This window comes from Crossiella cryophila (assembly GCF_014204915.1).
GTDB classification, from domain to species: Bacteria; Actinomycetota; Actinomycetes; order Mycobacteriales; family Pseudonocardiaceae; genus Crossiella; species Crossiella cryophila.
Genome location: NZ_JACHMH010000001.1, coordinates 1 through 19594 on the forward strand (window position 1 = coordinate 1; position 19594 = coordinate 19594).

Genomic DNA, 19594 nt, shown 5'->3' on the forward strand with positions numbered 1-19594 from the left:
CACTCCAGGCCCTTGGCCGCGTGCATGGAGGCGAGGGTGACGCCGGCGACGGTTGGCGGGTGCTGGGCCTCGGCGCGGGCGTCGAGTTCGGCGGAGAAGCGGCGCAGGTCGGCTTCTGGCAGGGCGGTGAGCAGCTCGTCGGCCACGCCGAGCAGGCCGGAGAGGGATTCCCAGCGTTCGCGGGCGGCGCCGCCGGCGGGGGGCTGGGGGGTGAGGCCGAGGGGGGCGAGCACGATGCGGAGCACGGCGAGCAGGTCGAACGGGCGCGGCCGGGGTGGGACGGGCCGGTGGGGCTCGGCATCGGCGGGGGCAGGCGGGGCCTCGGGGTCGGCGACGCGGGAGTGGACACCGGCGGCTCGCTGGGCCAGGGCGGTGGCGGTCGCGGAGTGGGGGCCGGGTGCGTACGGCTCGGCGGTGAGGTCGGCGGGGTGGCGCGGCTCGGCGACGGGGCGGGACTCGGTTGCCGGGTGGGCCAGGTTGGCGGGGCGGGGCTCGCCGGTGGGATGGGCGGAGTCGGCTGAGCTGCGCTGGTCGGCCGGGCGGGGCTCGGCGAGAGGGCGGGCTGGGTCGGCGAGGCGGGGCTCGGCGGCCGGGTGGCCCAGTTCGGCGGAGCGGGGCTCGGCGGCCAGGTGAGCCCGGTCGGCGGAGTGGGGCTCGGCGGCGACGTCAGCCGGGCGGGGTTCGGCGCGGGGGCGGGTCAGGGCCGCGGTGCGGATTAGTTGCATGGCCTGGCGGACCTCGGGGCGGTTGAAGAAGCGCTCGCCGCCGCGGACCAGGTACGGGATGTCGGCCTCGGTGAGGGCCTGTTCGTAGACCTCGGACTGGCCGTTGACGCGGAACAGCACCGCGATCTCGTGGGCCGGAACGCCCGACTTGAGCAGTTTGCCGATTCGGCGGGCCACCGCGTGGGCCTCGGCCGGTTCGTCGTCGAACTCGGCGAAGTGCGGGCGGGGGCCCTTGGGGCGCTGGCCGATGAGTTTGAGGCGGGAGCCGCTTGGGCGGTCCCTGGCGCCGCTGATCACCTGGTTGGCCAGGGAGACGACCTCGGGGGTCGACCGGTAGTCGCGTTCCAGGCGGACGATGGTGGCTTCGGGGTAGCGGCGGGGGAAGTTCAGCAGCCAGTGGGGGGCGGCGCCGGCGAAGGAGTAGATGGTCTGGTTGGCGTCGCCGACGACGGTGAGGTCGTCTCGGCCGCCGAGCCAGGCATCGAGGACTCGTTGCTGGAGGGGGGTTACGTCCTGGTACTCGTCGACCACGAAGCAGCGGTAGCGGTCGCGGAACTCGGTGGACACCTCGGGGTGTTCGTCGAAGACCGCGGCGGTGTGCAGCAGGTAGTCGTTGAAGTCGAGCATGCGGGCGCCGGATTTGAGCTTCTCGTAGCACTCGTAGACCGCGACGATCTGCTCCGCGGAGGCTGGCAGGTCGCGGGTGGCCTTGGCGGCGGCCATGGCGTAGTCGACGGGGGCGACGAGTGAGGACTTCGCCCAGTCGATCTCGCCTGCCAGGTCACGCAGCATCTCGGTTTCGGTGGACATGCCGACGCGGCGGGCGGCCTGGGCGATGGCGCGCATCTTGCCGTCGATGAGTTGCCAGGGGTCGCCGCCTACGACTCGCGGCCAGAAGTAGCGCAGCTGCTTCATGGTGGCGGCGTGGAAGGTGCGGGCCTGGGCCTGGTGCACGCCCAGGTCACGCAGGCGGGTGCGCATCTCGCCGGCGGCGCGGCTGGTGAAGCTGACCGCGAGGACCTGGCCGGGGGCGACCAGGCCGCGGTGCACCAGGTAGGCGATGCGGTGGGTGATGGTGCGGGTCTTGCCGGTGCCCGCCCCGGCCAGCACGCAGACCGGGCCCCGTGGAGCCTCTACCGCCGCGCGCTGTTCCGGATCCAGTCCCGCAAGAAGCGTCTCGGCGTCACCCACCGGGTCATCCTCGCATTGCCGCCCAACCCTCGAGCATGCGGCGCGCGATGGAGGTCTCCGGCGGCAGGCGCAGGCCCGGGATCTCGCCGCCGGCGGCGATCGCGGCCCGCACCTGGTCCCGGTGCACCCAGTTGGCTTCCTCGATCTCGCCCTCGGCCGGGGTCAGGGTGGCGCCCGGGTCGGCCAGTGCGGCGAAGCCGACCATCAGCGAACGCGGGAACGGCCAGGGCTGGCTGCCCAGGTAGCGCACCTCGCGGACCTTGACGCCGACCTCCTCGGCGACCTCGCGCACCACGCAGGCTTCGAGGGACTCGCCGGTTTCGACGAAACCGGCCAGCACCGAGTAGCGCTCCGGCGGCCAGATCGGCTGGCGGGCCAGGATGACCTGGTCCGCGCCGTCGTGCACCAGGCAGATCACCGCCGGGTCGGTGCGCGGGTACTCCTCGCGCCCGCACCCGGTGCAGCGGCGCGCCCACCCGGCCCGTTCGGGCTTGGTGGACGCGCCGCAACGCGCGCAGAAACCGGAGTGCCGGTGCCAGGTCAGCAAGCCGACCGCGGTGGTCAGCAGACCCGCGTCGGTGTCATCGAGCAGGGCGCCGGTCATCCGGAGGTCCTGCCAGTCCTCGTGTTCCAGCTCCTGCTCGGCAGGCACGGCCCAGTACGAGCGGCCGTCCTGGGTGCCGAGCAGCACCGCGGTGTCACCGGGTTCGGGCGAGTGCTCGACGGCGGCGCGCAACCGCAGTCCCGCACCGCCCTCGCGCAGCTCGACCCGGCCCCGGTTGTCGACAACGAGCAGCTCCGCCGTGCGCCAGAGTTCGGCGAGGCGGGCCGCGTCGTCCCGCAGCAGATCGTCGCGGTCCACCGTGGACCTGGACAGTGCGGGCAGTCGGTCGAGCTGGAATTCCTGGGTCACGGAAGAAGAACCCCGCCAAGGGCGCCCATTGTTCCGGCCAGCGCCTCCGCGTCGCCGACCACGACCCCGGTCCAGGCATCCGGCGCGAAGAACTCGCGGGCCGCCTCGGCCACCTCGGCCACACTGACCTCCGCCAGCCTGCGCTGATGCGCGCGCAGCCAGGCGAAGTCCAACCCGAAGGCGGTCAGCGACAGCAGCGTGTTCGCCAGCCCCGCCTGGGACGCCTCGGCGATGAGCTGCATGCCGATCAGGTAGTTGCGGGCGGAGTCCACCTCGGCCTGGGTCGGCGGCGAGACCACCATCCGGCCCAGCTCGTAGCGGATCTCCAGCAGCGCGGCCGCGCTGACATCGCTGGCGGTGTCCGCGTCCAGCAACAGGGTGGCGTTGCCGGGGGTGTACTCGAAGGCCGAGCGGGCCGAGTAGGTGAAGCCCTTGTCCTCGCGGATGTTCTCCACCAGGCGGGAGGAGAAGTACCCGCAGTAGACCAGGTTCGCCAGCTGCAGCGCGGCGTACTTGGGGTGGTTGCGCGGCACGGCCTGGGTGGAGAGCCGGAACTGGGACTGCACGGCGCCGGGCCGGTGCACCAGCTTCAGGTCGCCGCCGGCCAGCTCGGGCAGCGCGGGCAGCGGGGTCGCGCTGCCCTCGCCCTGCCAGCCGCCGAGCTTGTCCGCCACGACCTCGATCATCTTGTCCGGGTCGACGTCGCCGACCAGCACCAGGATCGAGCCGCGCGGCAGCAGGTTGTTCTTGTGCAGCGCGCGGACCTGTTCGGCGGTGACCTCCGCGACGTCGGAGTGCAGCGGCACCTCCTTGACGAACGGGTGGTCGCCGTAGCGGTGCTTCTGCAGGGCCTCACGGGCGATGGTGCCCGGTTCGCTGCGGGCCAGCGCGATCGCGTTGACCAGCCGCTCGCGTTCGCGGAGCAGCTCGTCCTCGGGGTAGCTGGCGCCGGTGAGCAGGTCGCCGAGCACGTCCAGCTGCACGTCGAGGCCGCTGGCCAGGCCCTCGCCGCTGAAGGAGAGCCGTTCCGGGTCGACCGTGGCGCTGATCGAGGAGCCGACCAGGGCCAGCTCGTCGGCGATCTGCAGCCGGTCGCGCCTGCCGGTGCCGGTGGTCACGGTGGCGGCCAGCAGCTCGGCGATGGCCGGGTGCTGGGGATCGGTGCCGGCGAAGGGCACGAACAACCGCATGCCGACCAGTGGCACGGTGGCGCGCTGGGCGGCCACCACCCGCAGTCCGTTGTCCAGCGTGGTGTCCACAATGGACACCTCGGTGGCCACGTTCTGCTCGCCGAGCGGCGGCAGCGGGCGCGGACCCGCTTCAGTGCGACCGATTTCTTCTGCGGTGCGGAAGCGACGTTCCACAGTGGACTCGGTCACTGGTCTCCTCCGGCGTTGAGCACGAGCACGGCGCGGGAGTCGGGGCGCAGCGCCTTGGCCGCGGTCACCACGTCCTCCTCGCTGACCCCGGCGATCCGCCGCGGCAGTTCGCTGATCAGCTCGGCCCGCCCGAAGAGCAGTTCGGCCGCGCCGAGGGCGAGCGTGCGCGACATCAGCCGGTCGTGCTCGGAGTACAGCGCGGCGGCCCAGCGGGCCTCCACCCGAGCCAGCTCGTCGGTGTCCGGACCGTCGGAGGCCAGCCGGTGCAGTTCCTCGTCCAGCGCGCCGATCACCCTTGACACGTCCACAGTGGACGGATGGATGGCGGTCACCGTCAGCGTGTCGGGGTCCCGCGCGTCCAGCGCGCTGCCCAGCAGGCCGCAGCGGGCGCCGACCTCGACCACCAGCTCCTCGTCCTGGGTCATCCGGCGTTGCAACCGGGAGGAGTCCCCGTCGGTGAGCAGCGCGGTGAGCACCACGTAGTTGAGGTAGGAGTCCAGATCGCCTGCCGGGTCGGGCAGCCGGTAGCCGACCGCGACCCCGGGCAGGGTGGCGTGCGCGTCGGTGTACTCCCCGCGCAGCTCGCCCTGCGGGAACGGCTCGGCGAAGGAGGGCCGCACCGGCACCGGGCGGGCGGGCACGTCGCCGAAGTGCTTCTGCACCAGGTCGATCGCCTCGTTCACGGTGAAGTCACCGGCGACGGTGAGCACCGCGTTGCCAGGGGCGTAGAAGGTGTCGAAGAAGGTCGCGCAGTCCTGCAGGCTGGCCTGCTCCAGGTCGGAGAAGTCACCGTAACCGTTGTGCGCGTTGGCGAAGGTGGAGTACAGCACCGGCGGCAGGGTGATCCACGGGAACCCGCCGTAGGGCCGGTTCAGCACGTTGAGCCGGATCTCCTCCTTGACCACGTCGACCTGGTTGCGCAGGTTCTCCTCGGTCAGCTTGGGCGCGCGCATCCGGTCGGCTTCCAGGAAGAGCATCCGCTCCAGCGCCGCGGAGGGCGCCACCTGGAAGTAGTCGGTGTAGTCCGGATGTGTCGAACCGTTGAACACCCCGCCGGAGCCCTGGACGTGCCGGAAATGGGCGAGTTTCTCCAGGCTCTCGCTGCCCTGGAACATCAGGTGCTCGAACAGGTGCGCGAAACCGGTGCGGCCCTCGGGTTCCGACCGGAAGCCCACGTCATAGTGCACGCTGACACACACCACGGGAGCCGTGCGATCGGGCGCGAGCAGGACGCGCAGTCCGTTGGCGAGAGTCACCCGGTGCAGCTGGGGATCTGACATGACGTAAGACTACGGGCCCTACCGAAGTGCGCGCAGGTGCCCGGCCTCGGCGAGCACCCCGTCCACCGCGGCCAGGAACAGCGGGAAGTGCGCCGCGAACCGGCGGAGGTCGGGCGTGGACTCCTCGCCCTGGGCCGATTCCCCGTACCAGTACAGGCCGGGCGTGCCGTCCGCGTCGGAGTCCAGGGTGGCGAAGGCGCGCAGCCAGCGGTCGGTCTCGCCGAGCACCACCGCGTACGGCAGCGAGCGGGAGAAGACCATCTCGCGGTCGGCGGGCGGGATGTCGTCCACCTGGACCGTGTGCAGGTAGCCGCGCAGGCCGCGGACCTGGGCCAGCAGCGCGCTGCCCCGGCGGGTGCGGGCGGGCATGGAGCGGGCGCCGACGGTCAGCGCGACCCCGGCCACGATCACCGCGAGGCCGAGCACGGCGTAGGTGGTGGTGAAGGCCATCACCAGGGTGGCCACGATGCCGAGGCCGGTCAGGCCGAGGCCGATCCACCACCAGCGGGTGCGCTCGGTGTCCGGGCGGCTGGTGAACCACTGCCGCTCGACCACGTCGGTGTAGAGCGCGTCGCGCACGCCGGTCAGGTCAAGGCCGCCGCCACCGCGCAGCTGGGAGAGCAGCACCTGCTCGCGGTCGCCGGTGAACAGGGTGTCGTAGACGGCGCGCTCGTAGTCGGTGAGGTAGTCATCCGGCGGGTTGCGGCGCACGATCCGCCAGTTGGCCACGCCGCTGCCGCCGTGGATCTCCTCGATCCACAGGTAGTTGCGCACCGCGAGGTCGACCACGGTGGCCGAGACGTCGACCACGTCCACGTGCTCGTCCACCACGGTGCCGACCTGGCCGGGCAGCACGCCGTCCGGGGAGGCGAAGCTGACCCGCTGCTCCTCGTCCGCGACCAGCACCTGCACCGGGCCGACATCGCTGGCCAGCGCCTTGGCGTCGCGGCCGCGGGCGAACCAGAGCAGGGCCACGCCGCCGAGCAGCAGCAGTGCCAGGCCGCCGAGTCCGCCCAGGGTGAGCGGGGTGAGCGCGAACGCCCTGGCCAGGGTGGAGCCCTGGTCGAAGCGGGCGTTGGCCGGCACGGTGCCCGGCTCGAGGCCGACCGCCAGGTCGACCCGTTCGCCCTGCTTGAGTCCGATGTTGCGGGCCGAGGCGGCCTCACCGGCGACCACCTGGGCGTTGGTGCACAGGGTGGCCGAGCCGGGCATGCCGGCCAGGCAGGTGACCGAGGTGGGCGGCTTGGGCGAGACGAAGCTGACCGAGACCGAGTCCAGGTCCGCGCTCCAGCCGCCGGAGACCTGCCAGCGCACGTCCTGGGCGTCGCCGGACTCGCTGACCGCGCCCTCGACGGTGTAGGTGATCTTGCTCTGGCCCGCGTTGAGCCGGAGCGTCAGCTCCTCGGCGTTCTGCTCGACGCTGCCCTTGCCCTCCACCGCCGCCTTGCTCACGGTGAAGACCCGTTCCACGTCGTCACCTGCGGCGATGCGCAGTGGCACGGTCCGGGTGACCGTCTGTCCTTCCGGCACGGCGACCTGCTCGGTCACACTGAGCTTGCCGTCGCGCTCCAGCCGGAGCGAGACGTCGGCGGCGATCGTGCCGGGCAGCCCCTGGGGGCCGCTGGGCTCGACTCCGCCCGACGGTGGCGGGGGCACAGCGAGGAACGCGACAGGTGCCAGCACGGCTGCGGAGAGCACGGCGCCCCAGTTCGTCAACACGGCAGCGGAGAATAGCGGCATCGACCTATGCTTCGGGCCATCGAGTGGGAAAAGAGGGGTGGAGACGCGATGACGGCGCCTTCAGGGCCGGGTCAGCCGCCGGAATACGGCGGGTCCGCGGGCTCGGGCTACCCCGGGTACCACGACCCGTATCCGAGCTATGCCGACTACTCCGGCTACCTCGATCCGGAGCCGCCGAAGCCGCCGCGCCGCCGCAAGAACTCGCCGCTGACCATCCTGCTGGTACTGGTCGTGCTGGTCGGGTCGGTGGTGGTCTACGCCAAGGTCACCGGGGACAACGCCGGTGAGCCGGACGCCGCCGGGCAGTCCTCGCCGAGCAGCCCCGGCACCACCGCGGCGCCGGACTCCGCCCAGCCCTCGCCAGCCCCGCTGCGGCCGCGGCCCACCCGCAAGCTGGAGGACCACCCGCTGATGGTCGACGGCGGCAAGCTCGCCTTCGCCCAGTGCGATCTGCCCAAGATCGGCCGGGCCACCGACCAGCTGCGCACCTACTACCTGGCAGGCATCGACTGCCTGGAGCGGGCCTGGACGCCGCTGCTGGAGGCGGCCAACCTGCCGACGCACAAGGTGGAGCTGGACACCTCGGCCGACATCACCGAGACCGCCTGCGGCAAGGCGGACAAGGACGAGCAGTTCGTGGCCATGTACTGCTCGCGGAACTCGATGATCTACATGCCGACCAAGCGGCTGCTGCGGGTCTACGGCACCAACTCCCCCGGCGGGCACCTGGCCACGCTGGCGCACGAGTACGGCCACCACATCCAGGCGCTGAGCGGGATGCTGGCCGCGGCCGGGCAGAAGCAGGAGGAGGCCGGGGAGGGCACGCCGGTCTCGGCCGAGTTGTCCCGCCGCATCGAAATGCAGGCAAACTGCTTCGCGGGCATGTTCCTTGCCGCTACGGTCGGCCGCGGCACCGTGACCAAGGCGCTGGCCGACAAGGCGGTCAACGACTTCCGGCAGGCTGACGACTCGCCGGACAGCCAGTCCAGTCACGGCACCGGCAAGAACCAGGGAGCCTGGGCCAAGCGGGGTTACACGTCCAACAACGCGAAGGACTGCAACACCTGGGCGGCCAAGCCCGCAGACGTGAAATGAGCTGAGCACCGAGCATGACCACGCCGCCTCCTCCCGGCTCGTGGCCGCCGCCGGGCGCCGGACCGCAGCAGGGTCCGCGCGCAGGCTGGCCGCCGCCCGCGCCGGTCGGCCGACCACCGCGGCCCGCGCCGATCGCCCCGCAGGGCACCCGCCGGATGCCACCGCCCGGTGTGGTGCAGCCGCCGCCGATGCCCTCGGGCCCGTACCAGCGGCCGCCGATGCCCAGCGGTCCGCAGCCGATGCCACCGCCGATGCCGCCGGGTCCGCCCGGCGGGATGCGGCCGGGGATGCCGCCGCCGATGCCCAGTGGCGGGTTCGCGCCGCCGCCGCGGGCGGTGATGCCGCCGCCGATGGCCGCGCCGCACAGCGCGCCGCGGCCGCCCGGCCACGGTGGTCCCGGTGGCCCGCCGCCGCCGTGGATGCCGCCGCAGCAGGCCTGGCCGATCGGGTACCCGCCGCCGCGCCGCAAGTCAGCCGGACCGGTGGTCGCACTGGTGCTGGTGGGTTCGCTGGTGGTGGGCGTGGGGCTGATCGCGCTGGTGGTCGGCACCGGGCGCAAGGCCCCGATCGCCGAACCCGGCTACACCTACCCGAGCTTCACCGGGGTGTCCCGCACCACCGGCTACGGCACGACCACCACCACGACCACGACCGGCACCACCACCGGTCGCAGCACCACGCTGCGCAGCACCAGCGCGACCAGTTCGGCGCCACCGCAACCGCGCCCGGTGCCCAAGCTGGTGGACAACCCGCTGCACCTGGCAGGCAAGCCGGTTTCGGCGGCCAACTGCAACCTGCCCGCGTTCAAGTCCAATCCGGAGGCGCTGCGTGCCTTCTACGGCGCGGCGATCCGTTGCATGCACGAGGCGTGGGCGCCCGCCATGCGCGCGGCCAACCTGCCGGATGACCCGCCGGGGCTGGAAGTGGTGGTGGGCAAGGACAACAGCCCGTGCAGCTCCGGTGGTTACTCCAGCGGCGCGTTCTACTGCGGGCGCAACCACACGATCTACATGAACGCGCGTGTCGAGCGCAACGACGGGCAGAACGTGCAGGCCGGTCCGAGCCTTGGCGTGCTGGCGCACGAGTACGGCCACCACGTGCAGTCGATGAGCGGCATCCTTGGCGCGGCCTGGGACCAGATGTACGACGCCGGTCAGACCTCGGCCCGCGGGCTGGAGTTGTCCCGCCGCAAGGAACTCCAGGCGAGCTGCTTCGCCGGCATGTTCCTGGCCGCCGCCTCCGGCCGCGCCTCGGTGAACCGGAACCTGGCCAACTCGGCGATCGCCGACCTCGGCGAGCGCGGTGACTGGCCGAACAACAAGCGGCCGCGCGACCACGGCTCCCCCGGCAACAACAAGGCCTGGGCCACCCACGGCGCGAAGTACAACAACAGCCGCGACTGCAACACCTGGAACGCCAAGCCGGACATCGTGAGCTAGTGGCGAGTGTGCCCAGGGACCGGTTCGTGCCGGCGGGCGACGAGCAGTCCGACTCGATCTGCCGGATGCCCGGCCACGAGCTGACCCGGTTGCTCAACGCTGCCAAGGCAAAGCCCGGTCACCGCGTCCTGGTGACCGGGCCCGGCCTGGGTTACACCGCCGCGCTGGTGTGCGAGCGGTACGGGAGTGAGCACGTCACCGTCACGGGTGCGGATGCCAAGGCGGTGCGCCGGGTGCGGGATCGGCTGGCCAGGGTTGGTCACCGGCCGTCGAGTCGGATCAGCCCGCCCTACCAGCGGATCATCGTGGCGGCACCGTTGCGCGGGCTGCGGATTCCGGTGGAGTTGCTCGCGCGGTGCGAGCCGGGGGGCAAGATCCTCGCGGTGTCCGGCACCGGGATCGCGGTGCTCGTCACCGTCACCGACGCGGAGCACGGGACCGGGCGTTTCCCATGGCCGGTCTACCTGCAGCCCGCGTTCAACGCCGCGGACGAGACGCCGGAGCCGATGCACCCGGAGCGGCGCACCGCGGTGCGCGCGACCGAGTGCGACCACGGCGCGTCCGCCGGATTCCGGCTGCACGTCGCGCTCACCCTGGGCGAGATCGGGTATCGGACCTGGGGGTGGAGCGGGGGTGTGAGTTACAGCGGCTTCCGGTGGGCGGACGGGTCGTGGGCGAATGTGAACACCGGCGGGGACGGTGGGTGGACCGTGGTCGAGGGCGGGCCTCGGCGGTTGTGGAGCGAGGTCGAGGCGGAGTACGCGCGGTGGCAGGGGTTGGGTAGGCCGGATATCGGGCGGTATCGGCTGGTGATCGCCGGGGGGCGGCAGGTTGTTCGGCTGGACGCGGAGCACTGGTGGGAGCTGCCGGGCTGACCTCAGTCCCACCCCAGCGTGCGGGCCAGGTCGGCCAGCATTCGCTGGACCTGGGCGGTCACCCTGGCCGGGTTGCCGGGGGCGACCGTTGTCCAGGAGGCGCCGTCGTAGGTGCCGCGTTGTTCCAGCAGGTAGCGGCCGCGGTCGGTGTCCAGGAAGCTGACCGTGTGGGCGGCCACGTGTCTGCGGCCCGTGCGGTCGCGCATGGCGGCGCCGAACTGGCCGCCGCCGGTGATGCCGGTGAGCATGTGGCCGAGTGCCTCGGCGTCGGTGGCCCGGACCCGGCGCGCGCGCAGGGCGCTGGCCAGGTCCTCGGCTCCGGTGTAGGCGCGGCCGCAGGCCTCGTCGAAGACGCCGCTGGGCAGGCTGACCGAGCGGCCGGGGCCGCCGCGCAGGGTGGGGGCGACCGAGACGATCAGCCTGGGCAGCGCGGTGCCGAAGGCGGGGCGTAGCCGGATCAGGCCCGCGCTGCGGGTGGCCAGCAGGCCGGCGTCGCCGGAGGCCACCGCGACCGCCCAGATCTCGGGCTGGCGGGAGACCAGCACGGTGACCTCGCGCTGGGCGGTGGCCAGCAGGCGCAGGGCCGGGGCCAGGTCGTCCTCGTGCGGCATCGGCGGTCCGGGCCGTTCCGGGCCTGCCGGGATGGCCAGTGCGGCCGGGGGCACGCCCAGCCCCAGCCGCTGCCAGCTCTGGGTGAACTGGCGCGGGTCGAGTCTCAGTTCGGCGCGGCGGGTTCCCGCGGTCACGGCAACGTCCCCATGGGCTGCCCCTCTCCGCTGTTGCGACGGTGCGGGGATGGGACGGAAAACGGGACTCCCAGGTTCCCTAAGAACTCACCTGACCTGTCAGACGATCGACCCGAAGGTGCACGGGAGCTGCCCGGCAAGGCATTGACAATCTCCGGCGAGTGGTTGCCGATCATGAAGCGCTGGGACTGTTGGTGTGGTCAGCGCAGCACAACGGGAGGGGAATTCCAGTGCGATCAGCGGGAAGCCGGACGCGGTGGGCACGGGTGGCGGCAGCGGTCCTGGCCGTGGTGTCGGGTGTGGTGGGGACGGGTTTGCTGGCGGCATCGCCGGCGGCGGCCGCGGCGCAGCGGCCGGTGTACGCCATCGCGCACCAGGTGAACACCCTCAGCGGGGTGAGCGCGGCGCTGGACCACGGCGCGAACGCGATCGAGATCGACGCCTGCGCCTGGTGGAACCCGAACGAGTGGCGGGCCTGGCACGACTGCAGCACTGCCGGGAACAACCGGTACGGGCCCAGCATGGACAGCATGATCACCCGGATCCTGGAGGAGGCCGGCCGGGGTCGCAAGCTCGCGCTGGTGTGGCTGGACCTCAAGGATCCCAACTACTGCGGTGAGCAGCCCAACCGCGGCTGCAGCGTGGCCGGGTTGCGGGACATGGCGCAACGACTGACCAGGGCGGGCATCCCGGTGCTCTGGGGCTTCCTCGAATACCACCCCAGCGATCCGGACGTGGGCGGCCGCGGCTGGCAGAGCCTGCAGGGGCGGCTCAGCACGCTGGAGGGGATCACCACCACCGGCTCGCTGGACAAGGTCCGCGGCATCTACGCCAAGCACGGCTCCGGGCTGCCCAACGGCCGCCGGGTGCTGGACTACGGCGACACCGACATCCGCAACGGGTTCGGCAACTGCACCGAGGCGAGCTGGAACACCTGCGCCGAACTGAAGAAGGCGGCCGGTGACCGGGACGCCGGCCGGTTCGCGGCCACGTTCTCCTGGACCACGACCTACCACGACAACTGGTACGTCGACCGGCTGCTGGGCGTGGCGGGCGTGAACGGGATCATCGCCGGGTACGGCGCCCAGACCGGGGCCAAGGACTACGACAACTCCTGGCAGTGCGGCAACGCCGTCCGGCAGGTCCGCGACTGGGTGGCCGGGCACAGCGGCTCGCACCGGATGGCCAACGCGGGCGACCGGCTCTTCTACTAGCCAGGCAGGCTAGGACTGGCTCACCGGCTGGACTTTGGCCCGGCGCGGCATCGGCAGCCGGACCCGGAGCAGGAAGCCGTAAAGCGCGCCGGCTACGCAGGCCAGCGCGAGCAGCACCGAGCTGAGCCTGCCCTCCAGGCCGGGCCCGGTGGGCGCGGCACCCGCCGGCAGCACGACCAGGTCACCGGCGGCCACCGGCACGGGCAGCGCGACCTTGAGCGTCTCGCCCTGGCGGTGGCCGCAGCCGTCCAGCTTGGCCTGCCGCTTCTGGCCCTCGACCTCGATCTCCACCACGTCCCTGGCGGCCTGGCCGGTGCACGGGGTCGAGGTGACCACCACCGCGCTGACCTCGCGGGTCTGCAGCTGGGTGGGGCTGCCCGCGAGCACCGGGCGCAGCCACACGACCAGCGCGGTGCCGAGACCGACCAGCCCGACCGCGAGCAGGATCAGTCCCCAGCGCACGGGAGCGGGTCGGGGAGCCACTCTGTCGATGGTGGCAGACGGCTCCCCGGCCCGGTCAACCGGAGCGCTACCGCTTGGCCGGGACCTGGACCAGCCGCTCGGCCTTGAGCAGCGCGCCGCCGTCGGCCGCGTCACCGCGGACCGAGACCAGATCGCCGACCTTGGGCTTGTCCTGGATGGCGGACAGGTCCACCGGCACGGCCAGCCCCGACTGGCCGAGCACGGTGGCCCGGTCCCCGTCCAGCCTGGTCACGGTGCCGGTGACGTGCGCCTTCGGCGCGCTGACCCGCAGCGCCTTGTTCTCCTTGGTCACCCGGACCGCGACCCGGTCACCCGCCTGCAGACCGGTGAGCGCGTCCTGGCCGTTGCCGCGCACCCTGGTGCGGGCGTCGGTGTCCACGGTGACCTCGCCGCCGCCGTCCCTGGTCACGGTGAGCTTGCCCGGCGTCACCGACTTCACCGTGCCGAGCAGCAGCGTGGTGTCGGCCGGCACCCGGCGGTGCTTGTTCTCCTTGGGGCCGCGGGCCTGCCGGTCCTGCGCGGCCACCTGGAGCACCTCGGGCTCGGCGGCCAGCGCGATCTCGCCCCTCGGCTCGGCCGACCCGGTCAGTCCGCCGAGCAGCACGGCCCCGACCGCGGCGCCGGCCACGCCGATCACCGCGACCAGGCCGAGTGCCCTGAGCCCTCGCCTGCGCGGCGGGGCGGACTCGACGGGTGGCTGTTCCGGGACGGGCACGATCAACGGCTCCTCGTTCACGGTTCCTCCACGACGGACTGGGTGGCTGGGTGGGGCAGCGGCGACACTCCTCGGCGAAGCTGAACCCGAGCTGAAACACCCCGTTTCGCACGAGTGCCTTCAGCCATGCTTCAGCCTGGTGGGCCCACAATGGGACCGGTGAGCACCGCTGCACGAGTTCTGCTCGTCGAGGACGCCGAGGCCATCCGGGTCGCGGTGGCCTCCGCGCTGTCCGCCGCCGGCTACGCGGCGCAGGCCAGGCCGGATGGCCGGACCCTGGAGACCGATCTGGACTCCTTCCGCCCGGACCTGGTGATCCTGGACGTGATGCTGCCCGGCCGGGACGGGTTCGCCCTGCTGGAGGTGGTGCGCAGCCGGTGCGATTCGGCTGTGGTGCTGCTCACCGCGCGGGACGGCGTGCATGATCGGGTGCGCGGGCTGCGCGGTGGCGCGGACGACTACGTGGTCAAGCCGTTCGAGCTGGCCGAGCTGATCGCGCGGGTGGGTGCGGTGCTGCGGCGACTCAACCGGGTGCCTTCCACCACCCAGATCGCCGATCTGGTCATCGACGCGGACGGCGGAATCGTTTCCCGGGTCGGGGTGAGCATCGAGCTGACCGCGACCGAACTGCGGCTGCTGTCCTACCTGGCCGCCCAGCGCGGGCGGGTGGTGAGCAAGACCCAGATCCTCACCGCGGTGTGGGGTTATGAGGACTACGACGCGAACCTGGTCGAGGTGCACGTGAGCGCGTTGCGCCGCAAGCTGGAGGCGCACGGGCCCCGGCTGCTGCACACCGTGCGCGGGCTGGGCTACGTGCTGCGCGCGAACGAGCCGTGAGCACGCCCGACGGCGTGCCGCCGCCATTGCGCACCGGATCACTGCGCCTGCGGGTGTCCTGGGCCTCCTTCGGCGTGTTCGCGCTGGCCGTGATCGCCTTCATCGTGCTGGTGGACTGGCGCTTCGGCGTGCAGTCGGCCAGGGAGCTGAAGGACAGGGTGCAGGCCCGCGGGGACCTGGTGGTCAGCGCGGCCAGGGACAGCAGGGACAACCACTACCTGGCGAACAAGGCCACCGGCAACGGCATCCGCGGCACCATCGTGCTGCCCAACGGCCAGGAGTTCACCGGCCCCGGCCAGGGCGAGCCGGTGGACCCGCTGCGGGTGGAACGCCAGCTCTCCGGCAAGCGCAACCTGATCCTGGTCGCCGACCGCACCGAGACCTCCGCCGCCCAGCGCAGGCTGCGCCAGCTGCTCGCCCTGCTCGGCGTGGGCACCCTCGGCGCCGCGGCGCTGGTGCAGGCACTGGTGATCCGGCTCTCGCTGCGCCCGCTGGACCGGATGACCAGCCTGGCCCGCTCCATCGCCGGCGGGCACCGCGGCGGCAGGCTGGCGCCGACCAAGAAGAACACCGACATGGGCCGCACCGCGGCGGCCTTCGACGAGATGCTGGACGCGCTGGAAGGCGCCGAACGCCAGGCCAGGGAGTCCGAGGAACGGGTCCGCCGGTTCCTGGCCGACGCCGCGCACGAACTGCGCACCCCCCTCGCCGGGGTGCAGGCCGCGGCCGAGGCGGTGGTGCAGAGCAGTCCGGAGAGCAGCTTCGAGGACCGGGAACGGCTCAACGTGCTGATGGCCCGCGAGGCCAGGCGAGCGGGCAGGCTGGTCGAGGACCTGCTGTCCATCGCCAGGATCGACGAGGGCCTGGAACTGCGCTGGGAACCGGTGGACCTGCTCGCGCTGGCCCGCTCGGAGGCCGAACGGATCCGGCTGCTGGCCAACCACGTGCAGGTGGTGGTGGCCGGCACCGCGGTGACCGTCTCCGGCGACGCGGACCGGCTGGCCCAGGTGCTGGCCAACCTGCTCGGCAACGCCCGCCGCTACTCCGAACGCGGCGGCGTGGTGTCGGTGCACGTGGGCCAGTACGGACCGTGGGCCTTCGTGGAGGTGGCCGACGCCGGGCCGGGGGTGCCGATGGCCGACCGGCAGCGGATCTTCGACCGGCTGGTCCGGCTGGACGCCGCACGCGACCAGGGGTCGGGCGGGGCCGGGCTGGGGCTGGCGATCGCGCAGGGGATCGCGCGGGCACACGGCGGGAACCTGGAGTGCGTTGAGCCGCCGCCGGGTCAGCCGGGGGCGTTGTTCCGGCTGACGTTGCCGATCCGCCCGCCCACCGGCTGACCCTGCTGGCTCACTCCCCCTCGGGCGGGGTCACCTTCTTGACGTAGAGCAGCCGGTCCCCGGCCTCGATCGCGTCCGCCTCGGCCGCGTCCACCCGGTAGAGCTGACCGCCGCGGACCACGCCCAGCACGATGTCGGAGATGTGCCGGGGCGAGCCGCCGATCTCGTTCGGCTCCACATCGCGTTCGGCGATGGCCAGGCCGGCGTCCGGGGTCAGCAGGTCCTCGAACATCTCCACGATGGACGGGGTGGTGGTGGCCATGCCGAGCAGGCGACCGGCGGTCTCACTGGAGACCACCACCGAGTCGGCGCCGGACTGGCGGAGCAGGTGCACGTTCTCCGCCTCCCGGACGGAGGCGACGATCTGGGCCGTGGGGGCCAGTTCGCGGGCGGTCAGGGTGACCAGTACCGCGGTGTCGTCGCGGTTGGTGGCGACCACGACCGCCTTGGCCTGCGGCACCCCGGCGATGCGCAGCACGTCGGAGCGGGTGCCGGAGCCGTGCACGGTGACCAGCTTCTGCTGGGTGGCGGCTTCCAGGGACTCGTGGTCGGTGTCGACCACGACGATGTTGCCGGGGTCGACGCCGTCGCCGAGCAGGGCGCTGACCGACGAGCGGCCCTTCGTGCCGTAGCCGATGACGACCACGTGGTCACGCACGTTGGCCCTCCACTTCTGGATCTTGAAAGCCTGCCGGGAACGTTCGGTGAGGACTTCGAGGGTGGTACCGACCAGCACGATCAGGAAGAGCACCCGGAGTGGGGTGATCACCAGGATGTTGGTCAGCCTGGCCGTTGGCGAGATCGGGGTGATGTCGCCGTAGCCGGTGGTGGACAGGGACACCGTGGCGTAGTAGATCGAGTCGAGCAGGGTCAGCCCGTTCTCGTCCACATCCCGGTAGCCCTCGCGGTCCAGGTACACGATGACCACCGTGACGGCCAGCGCGATCGACGCGCCGATCACCCTGGTGACGATCGAGCGGACCGGGCCCCGGCCACCCTCGGGGATCTTGATGACCCCCACCAGGTCGTGGTCGGGACGGTCGGTCAGCTGGCTCACCGACCACCTACGCCGGATCATGCCGCACTCCCCCGATCGGTCAGGCCGGACGCACGGGCGCCGGCGGTCCGCACCAGTGTGGCGAGTGCCTCCGCGTACCCGTGCAGCGAGGGCAGCTCAACGCGCTCGTCGGCGCCCGGCCCCGGCGCCGCGGACAGCGGCGGCGGGCCGGCCAGCTCCCGGATGTCCAGCGCGGTGCGCAGCAGCGGCACGGCACGCACGCGCACGTCCTCGGCCGCGCAGCACAGCAGCAGATCGCCGGTCAGCTCGGCCGGATGCTCGCCGAGCAGCTCGTACAGGCTCCCCGCCGAGGGCACGCCGGCGCCGTCGGCGAGCAGCCGCAGGCTCGCCATCGGGGCTCGCCCGCCGGTGGCGGCCAGGTGCGCGCGCACGCCGAGGCGCAGCGCGGCGATCCGGCCACGGCCGCCGCGCACGCCCAGTCCGTACAGGCTGCCCGCGCGCACGGTGGGCTCGAACGGCGGGAACCGCCAGTCGGCCAGCGCGGCAGGCGGCGGCACGTCGTGGTGGGCGTAGAGCAGCAGGGTCGGCGCGCCGGGATCACCCGGCCACTCGGCGTACACCGAGGGCACGCCGTGCAGGTCCCAGCGGCGGATCCGCGGCCAGCCGTCGCGGTCAAGGCCGCGGGCCAGTGCGTCGGCTGAGCGGGTCAGGTCGGCCCGGTGTGCGGGATCGGCGCTGATCGCGGGGATGGTGGTCCACTCACGCAGGTCCGCCAGGTAGGTCTCGGCCAGGGCCGCTACCGCCTGTGCTTCGGCGGAACCCGCGCCCGGATGGTGCTCGTCGGTCACGGCGAAGCAGGCTATGGCATCGGCCGGACCGCGCGCCGCCGACACGACCTATGCTCACCGTCATGAAGCGTGCCAAGGCCGCGGTCGTGCTGGCCGGGTTCCTCAGCGGGATGGGTGTGCTGCACTTCGTGCACCCGAAGCCCTTCGACGAACTGGTGCCCAAGGCCCTGCCCGGCGGGCCGCGGACCTGGACCTACCTCTCCGGGGTGGCCGAGCTGGCGGTGGGCGCCGCGGTGGCCGTGCCCAGGACCAGGAAGCTGGGCGCGCTGGCCGCCGCGGCGCTGTTCATCGCGGTGTTCCCGGCCAACGTGAAGATGGCCTGGGACTGGCGGGACAAGCCACTCAAGCAGAAGCTGATCGCCTTCGGCAGGCTGCCGCTGCAGATCCCGCTGGTGCTGTGGGCGCTACGGGTGCGCCGCAACGCCGGTCAGTAGCGGAGGCCTCAGAAGTAGAGCACGTCCCAGTGCGGCGGGTTGGCCTCACGGGTGTAGATGTTGCCCGCGTTGGACACCCACTGCTCCACGCCGAAGGTCGGCTGACGCTGGGTGAAGCTGCGCCGGATGTAGCTCTCGACGCAGTCCGCCCGGCGGATGTCGACCTTGTAGCCGTTCCAGTGCGTGTAGGTGCCGCCGCCGTGGCCGGTCTCGGTGCCGCCGGTCAGGTGCACCGCGCAGCCGCTGGCCCGCTTGAGCGTGATGACCTGGTCGATGGTGCCGGAGAAGACCTGCTCGAACGAGGTGCAGTTGGGGTTGAGCCGGTCCGAGCAGTTGCCGCTGGAACCCCAGGTGATCCCGGCCGCGCTCAGCCGGGCGGTGGCGGTGGCGTGACTGATCTTGACCCCGCCACGCGGCTGGGCCGGAATGTCGAATCCGGCCAGTCGAACACGCTCCGGCGTGCTCGTTTCGGTGGACGGGACGGCGGTCGCCGAGGCAGCGGGGGCGGCGGTGACCAGGCCGATGGCCGACAGGGTGACGGCTAACAGGCCTCCGAGAATTTGTGTACGCATGGGTCTCCTAATTCGCAGGGGACGAAACCATGCGGTGCCGAATGGTTGGATGGTCACAAGTTGACGCAGAGATAAGAAAAAACCCACCAAATGGGGCAACCCGCTGGACAGAACGGAGGAAAACTCCACTCGGCCAGGCGGCCGACGCACCGATCAACGAGCAATCGGCCTAGGATGCCTGGGTGCCGCCACTCCAACACGCCGCTACGGCGCTCGGCTGGCGCGGCGTGGTCATTCCCGACGTCGCCGTGCTCGGCCAGCAGGTGTCCGCGGTGGTCCGCGTCCTGGACCACGTGCACCAGTGGCGCACCGAGAACGGCTGGCCACCGGAGCCGGACCCGTCCTGGTTCCGCTCCTGGTTCGAGCCGGACTTCCACGACCAGATCCCGGTGCCCGCGGTGGAACTGCTGGGCGTACTGGTGATCGAGTCCTCGGTGGAGTCGGCGCTGAACTCCTGCGGCACGCTGATGACGCTGGCCCCGTGCGCGGTGGTGCTGCCCGCGCCGCAGCCGGCGGACGCCTGGCCGCTGATCGAGCTGGACTACTACGGGATCGGCGTGGTCACCGCGGACACCGACGGCGCGGATGTGCTGATCGCACCGGAGGACCGCTCCCGGGAGTTCGGGCCCTCGCTGTTCGGGCGCTGGTTGCAGGAAGTGCTCTACGAGCAGGCGTTGAAGCTGACCACGCAGACGGTGCGCACCCGAAACTGAGCCGGGAGCCCTCCCCGGCGGCGCGTTCTACCCTGCC

General features: G+C 72.3%; 19 protein-coding genes. 8 read left to right on the forward strand and 11 right to left on the reverse strand.

What is annotated here, in order from left to right; translation table 11 throughout:
• From HNR67_RS43995 to HNR67_RS00025, 5 genes are all read right to left on the reverse strand, one after another.
• A partial coding sequence (locus HNR67_RS43995) for an ATP-dependent helicase (protein ID WP_312986164.1) occupies nt 1-1916 on the reverse strand: 1916 nt, incomplete at its 3' end.
• 4 nt (nt 1917-1920) lie between these two features.
• Nucleotides 1921-2829: an NAD(+) diphosphatase gene (gene nudC, locus HNR67_RS00010; protein WP_312986165.1), complete on the reverse strand. Its 909-nt coding sequence runs from the start codon at nt 2827-2829 to the stop codon at nt 1921-1923.
• Nucleotides 2826-4208 carry a M16 family metallopeptidase gene (locus HNR67_RS00015; RefSeq protein ID WP_312986166.1) on the reverse strand — a complete coding sequence of 461 codons (1383 nt, stop codon included), beginning with the start codon at nt 4206-4208 and terminating at the stop codon, nt 2826-2828. The genes nudC and HNR67_RS00015 overlap by 4 nt, the downstream gene beginning before the upstream one ends.
• Nucleotides 4205-5488 (reverse strand): M16 family metallopeptidase, encoded by a 1284-nt coding sequence (locus HNR67_RS00020; RefSeq protein WP_184999947.1) that lies wholly within the window; start codon nt 5486-5488, stop codon nt 4205-4207. Before HNR67_RS00020 ends, HNR67_RS00015 begins: the two co-directional genes overlap by 4 nt.
• 18 nt (nt 5489-5506) lie before the next feature.
• Nucleotides 5507-7207, reverse strand: a complete 1701-nt coding sequence (locus HNR67_RS00025; RefSeq protein WP_184999948.1) for a DUF2207 domain-containing protein — start codon at nt 7205-7207, stop codon at nt 5507-5509.
• A gap of 69 nt (nt 7208-7276) precedes the next feature.
• Here HNR67_RS00025 and HNR67_RS00030 point away from each other — a divergent pair, with 69 nt between their 5' ends.
• From HNR67_RS00030 to HNR67_RS00040, 3 genes are read left to right on the forward strand one after another with little or no spacing between them, the layout of a single operon-like run.
• Nucleotides 7277-8323 carry a neutral zinc metallopeptidase gene (locus HNR67_RS00030; RefSeq protein WP_184999949.1) on the forward strand — a complete coding sequence of 349 codons (1047 nt, stop codon included), beginning with the start codon at nt 7277-7279 and terminating at the stop codon, nt 8321-8323.
• Between the two features lie 14 nt (nt 8324-8337).
• The gene (locus HNR67_RS00035) at nt 8338-9762 is read left to right on the forward strand and encodes a neutral zinc metallopeptidase (RefSeq protein ID WP_184999950.1); all 1425 of its coding nucleotides are present in this window, start codon (nt 8338-8340) and stop codon (nt 9760-9762) included.
• Nucleotides 9762-10637, forward strand: a complete 876-nt coding sequence (locus tag HNR67_RS00040) for a methyltransferase domain-containing protein (protein ID WP_184999951.1) — start codon at nt 9762-9764, stop codon at nt 10635-10637. Before HNR67_RS00035 ends, HNR67_RS00040 begins: the two co-directional genes overlap by 1 nt.
• Nucleotides 10638-10639: 2 nt before the next feature.
• On the opposite strand, the gene HNR67_RS00045 is transcribed toward HNR67_RS00040, so the two are convergent.
• Nucleotides 10640-11383, reverse strand: a complete 744-nt coding sequence (locus tag HNR67_RS00045) for an ESX secretion-associated protein EspG (protein WP_184999952.1) — start codon at nt 11381-11383, stop codon at nt 10640-10642.
• A gap of 266 nt (nt 11384-11649) precedes the next feature.
• Here HNR67_RS00045 and HNR67_RS00050 point away from each other — a divergent pair, with 266 nt between their 5' ends.
• On the forward strand, nt 11650-12597 hold the full coding sequence (locus HNR67_RS00050) for a PI-PLC domain-containing protein (protein WP_184999953.1): 948 nt from the start codon (nt 11650-11652) through the stop codon (nt 12595-12597).
• A 9-nt stretch (nt 12598-12606) separates the two neighbouring features.
• Here the strand turns inward: HNR67_RS00050 and HNR67_RS00055 are convergent, their stop codons facing one another.
• Both HNR67_RS00055 and HNR67_RS00060 read right to left on the reverse strand, forming a co-directional pair.
• Nucleotides 12607-13080: a hypothetical protein gene (locus tag HNR67_RS00055; RefSeq protein ID WP_184999954.1), complete on the reverse strand. Its 474-nt coding sequence runs from the start codon at nt 13078-13080 to the stop codon at nt 12607-12609.
• 46 nt (nt 13081-13126) lie between these two features.
• Entirely contained in the window at nt 13127-13816 is a 690-nt protein-coding gene (locus tag HNR67_RS00060; RefSeq protein WP_184999955.1) for a DUF5666 domain-containing protein, read from the reverse strand.
• Nucleotides 13817-13945: 129 nt separating this feature from the next.
• On the opposite strand from HNR67_RS00060, the gene HNR67_RS00065 reads away from it, so the two are divergent.
• A complete protein-coding gene (locus HNR67_RS00065) occupies nt 13946-14632 on the forward strand; it encodes a response regulator transcription factor (RefSeq protein WP_184999956.1) in 687 nt (228 codons plus the stop codon).
• The gene (locus HNR67_RS00070; RefSeq protein WP_312986167.1) at nt 14629-15972 is read left to right on the forward strand and encodes a HAMP domain-containing sensor histidine kinase; all 1344 of its coding nucleotides are present in this window, start codon (nt 14629-14631) and stop codon (nt 15970-15972) included. Before HNR67_RS00065 ends, HNR67_RS00070 begins: the two co-directional genes overlap by 4 nt.
• Nucleotides 15973-15982: 10 nt before the next feature.
• Here the strand turns inward: HNR67_RS00070 and HNR67_RS00075 are convergent, their stop codons facing one another.
• Both HNR67_RS00075 and HNR67_RS44000 read right to left on the reverse strand, forming a co-directional pair.
• The gene (locus HNR67_RS00075; RefSeq protein ID WP_184999957.1) at nt 15983-17050 is read right to left on the reverse strand and encodes a potassium channel family protein; all 1068 of its coding nucleotides are present in this window, start codon (nt 17048-17050) and stop codon (nt 15983-15985) included.
• A complete protein-coding gene (locus HNR67_RS44000; protein WP_184999958.1) occupies nt 17047-17838 on the reverse strand; it encodes a zinc-binding metallopeptidase family protein in 792 nt (263 codons plus the stop codon). The genes HNR67_RS00075 and HNR67_RS44000 overlap by 4 nt, the downstream gene beginning before the upstream one ends.
• A gap of 62 nt (nt 17839-17900) precedes the next feature.
• On the opposite strand from HNR67_RS44000, the gene HNR67_RS00085 reads away from it, so the two are divergent.
• On the forward strand, nt 17901-18272 hold the full coding sequence (locus tag HNR67_RS00085) for a DoxX family protein (RefSeq protein WP_184999959.1): 372 nt from the start codon (nt 17901-17903) through the stop codon (nt 18270-18272).
• 8 nt (nt 18273-18280) lie between these two features.
• Here HNR67_RS00085 and HNR67_RS00090 read toward each other — a convergent pair whose 3' ends face one another.
• Entirely contained in the window at nt 18281-18844 is a 564-nt protein-coding gene (locus HNR67_RS00090) for a hypothetical protein (RefSeq protein ID WP_184999960.1), read from the reverse strand.
• 182 nt (nt 18845-19026) lie between these two features.
• Between HNR67_RS00090 and HNR67_RS00095 the strand changes: the two genes are divergently transcribed.
• The gene (locus HNR67_RS00095) at nt 19027-19557 is read left to right on the forward strand and encodes a hypothetical protein (protein WP_184999961.1); all 531 of its coding nucleotides are present in this window, start codon (nt 19027-19029) and stop codon (nt 19555-19557) included.
• Nucleotides 19558-19594: the final 37 nt, after the last annotated feature.

Excerpts from the sequence above, each read along its gene's own strand:
- HNR67_RS00020 (WP_184999947.1), bottom strand. The coding sequence starts at position 5,488 with ATGTCAGATCCCCAGCTGCACCGGGTGACTCTCGCCAACGGACTGCGC.
- HNR67_RS00030 (WP_184999949.1), top strand. The coding sequence starts at position 7,277 with ATGACGGCGCCTTCAGGGCCGGGTCAGCCGCCGGAATACGGCGGGTCC.
- HNR67_RS00035 (WP_184999950.1), top strand. The coding sequence starts at position 8,338 with ATGACCACGCCGCCTCCTCCCGGCTCGTGGCCGCCGCCGGGCGCCGGA.
- HNR67_RS00065 (WP_184999956.1), top strand. The coding sequence starts at position 13,946 with ATGGGACCGGTGAGCACCGCTGCACGAGTTCTGCTCGTCGAGGACGCC.
- HNR67_RS00075 (WP_184999957.1), bottom strand. The coding sequence starts at position 17,050 with ATGATCCGGCGTAGGTGGTCGGTGAGCCAGCTGACCGACCGTCCCGAC.
- HNR67_RS00085 (WP_184999959.1), top strand. The coding sequence starts at position 17,901 with ATGAAGCGTGCCAAGGCCGCGGTCGTGCTGGCCGGGTTCCTCAGCGGG.
- HNR67_RS00090 (WP_184999960.1), bottom strand. The coding sequence starts at position 18,844 with ATGCGTACACAAATTCTCGGAGGCCTGTTAGCCGTCACCCTGTCGGCC.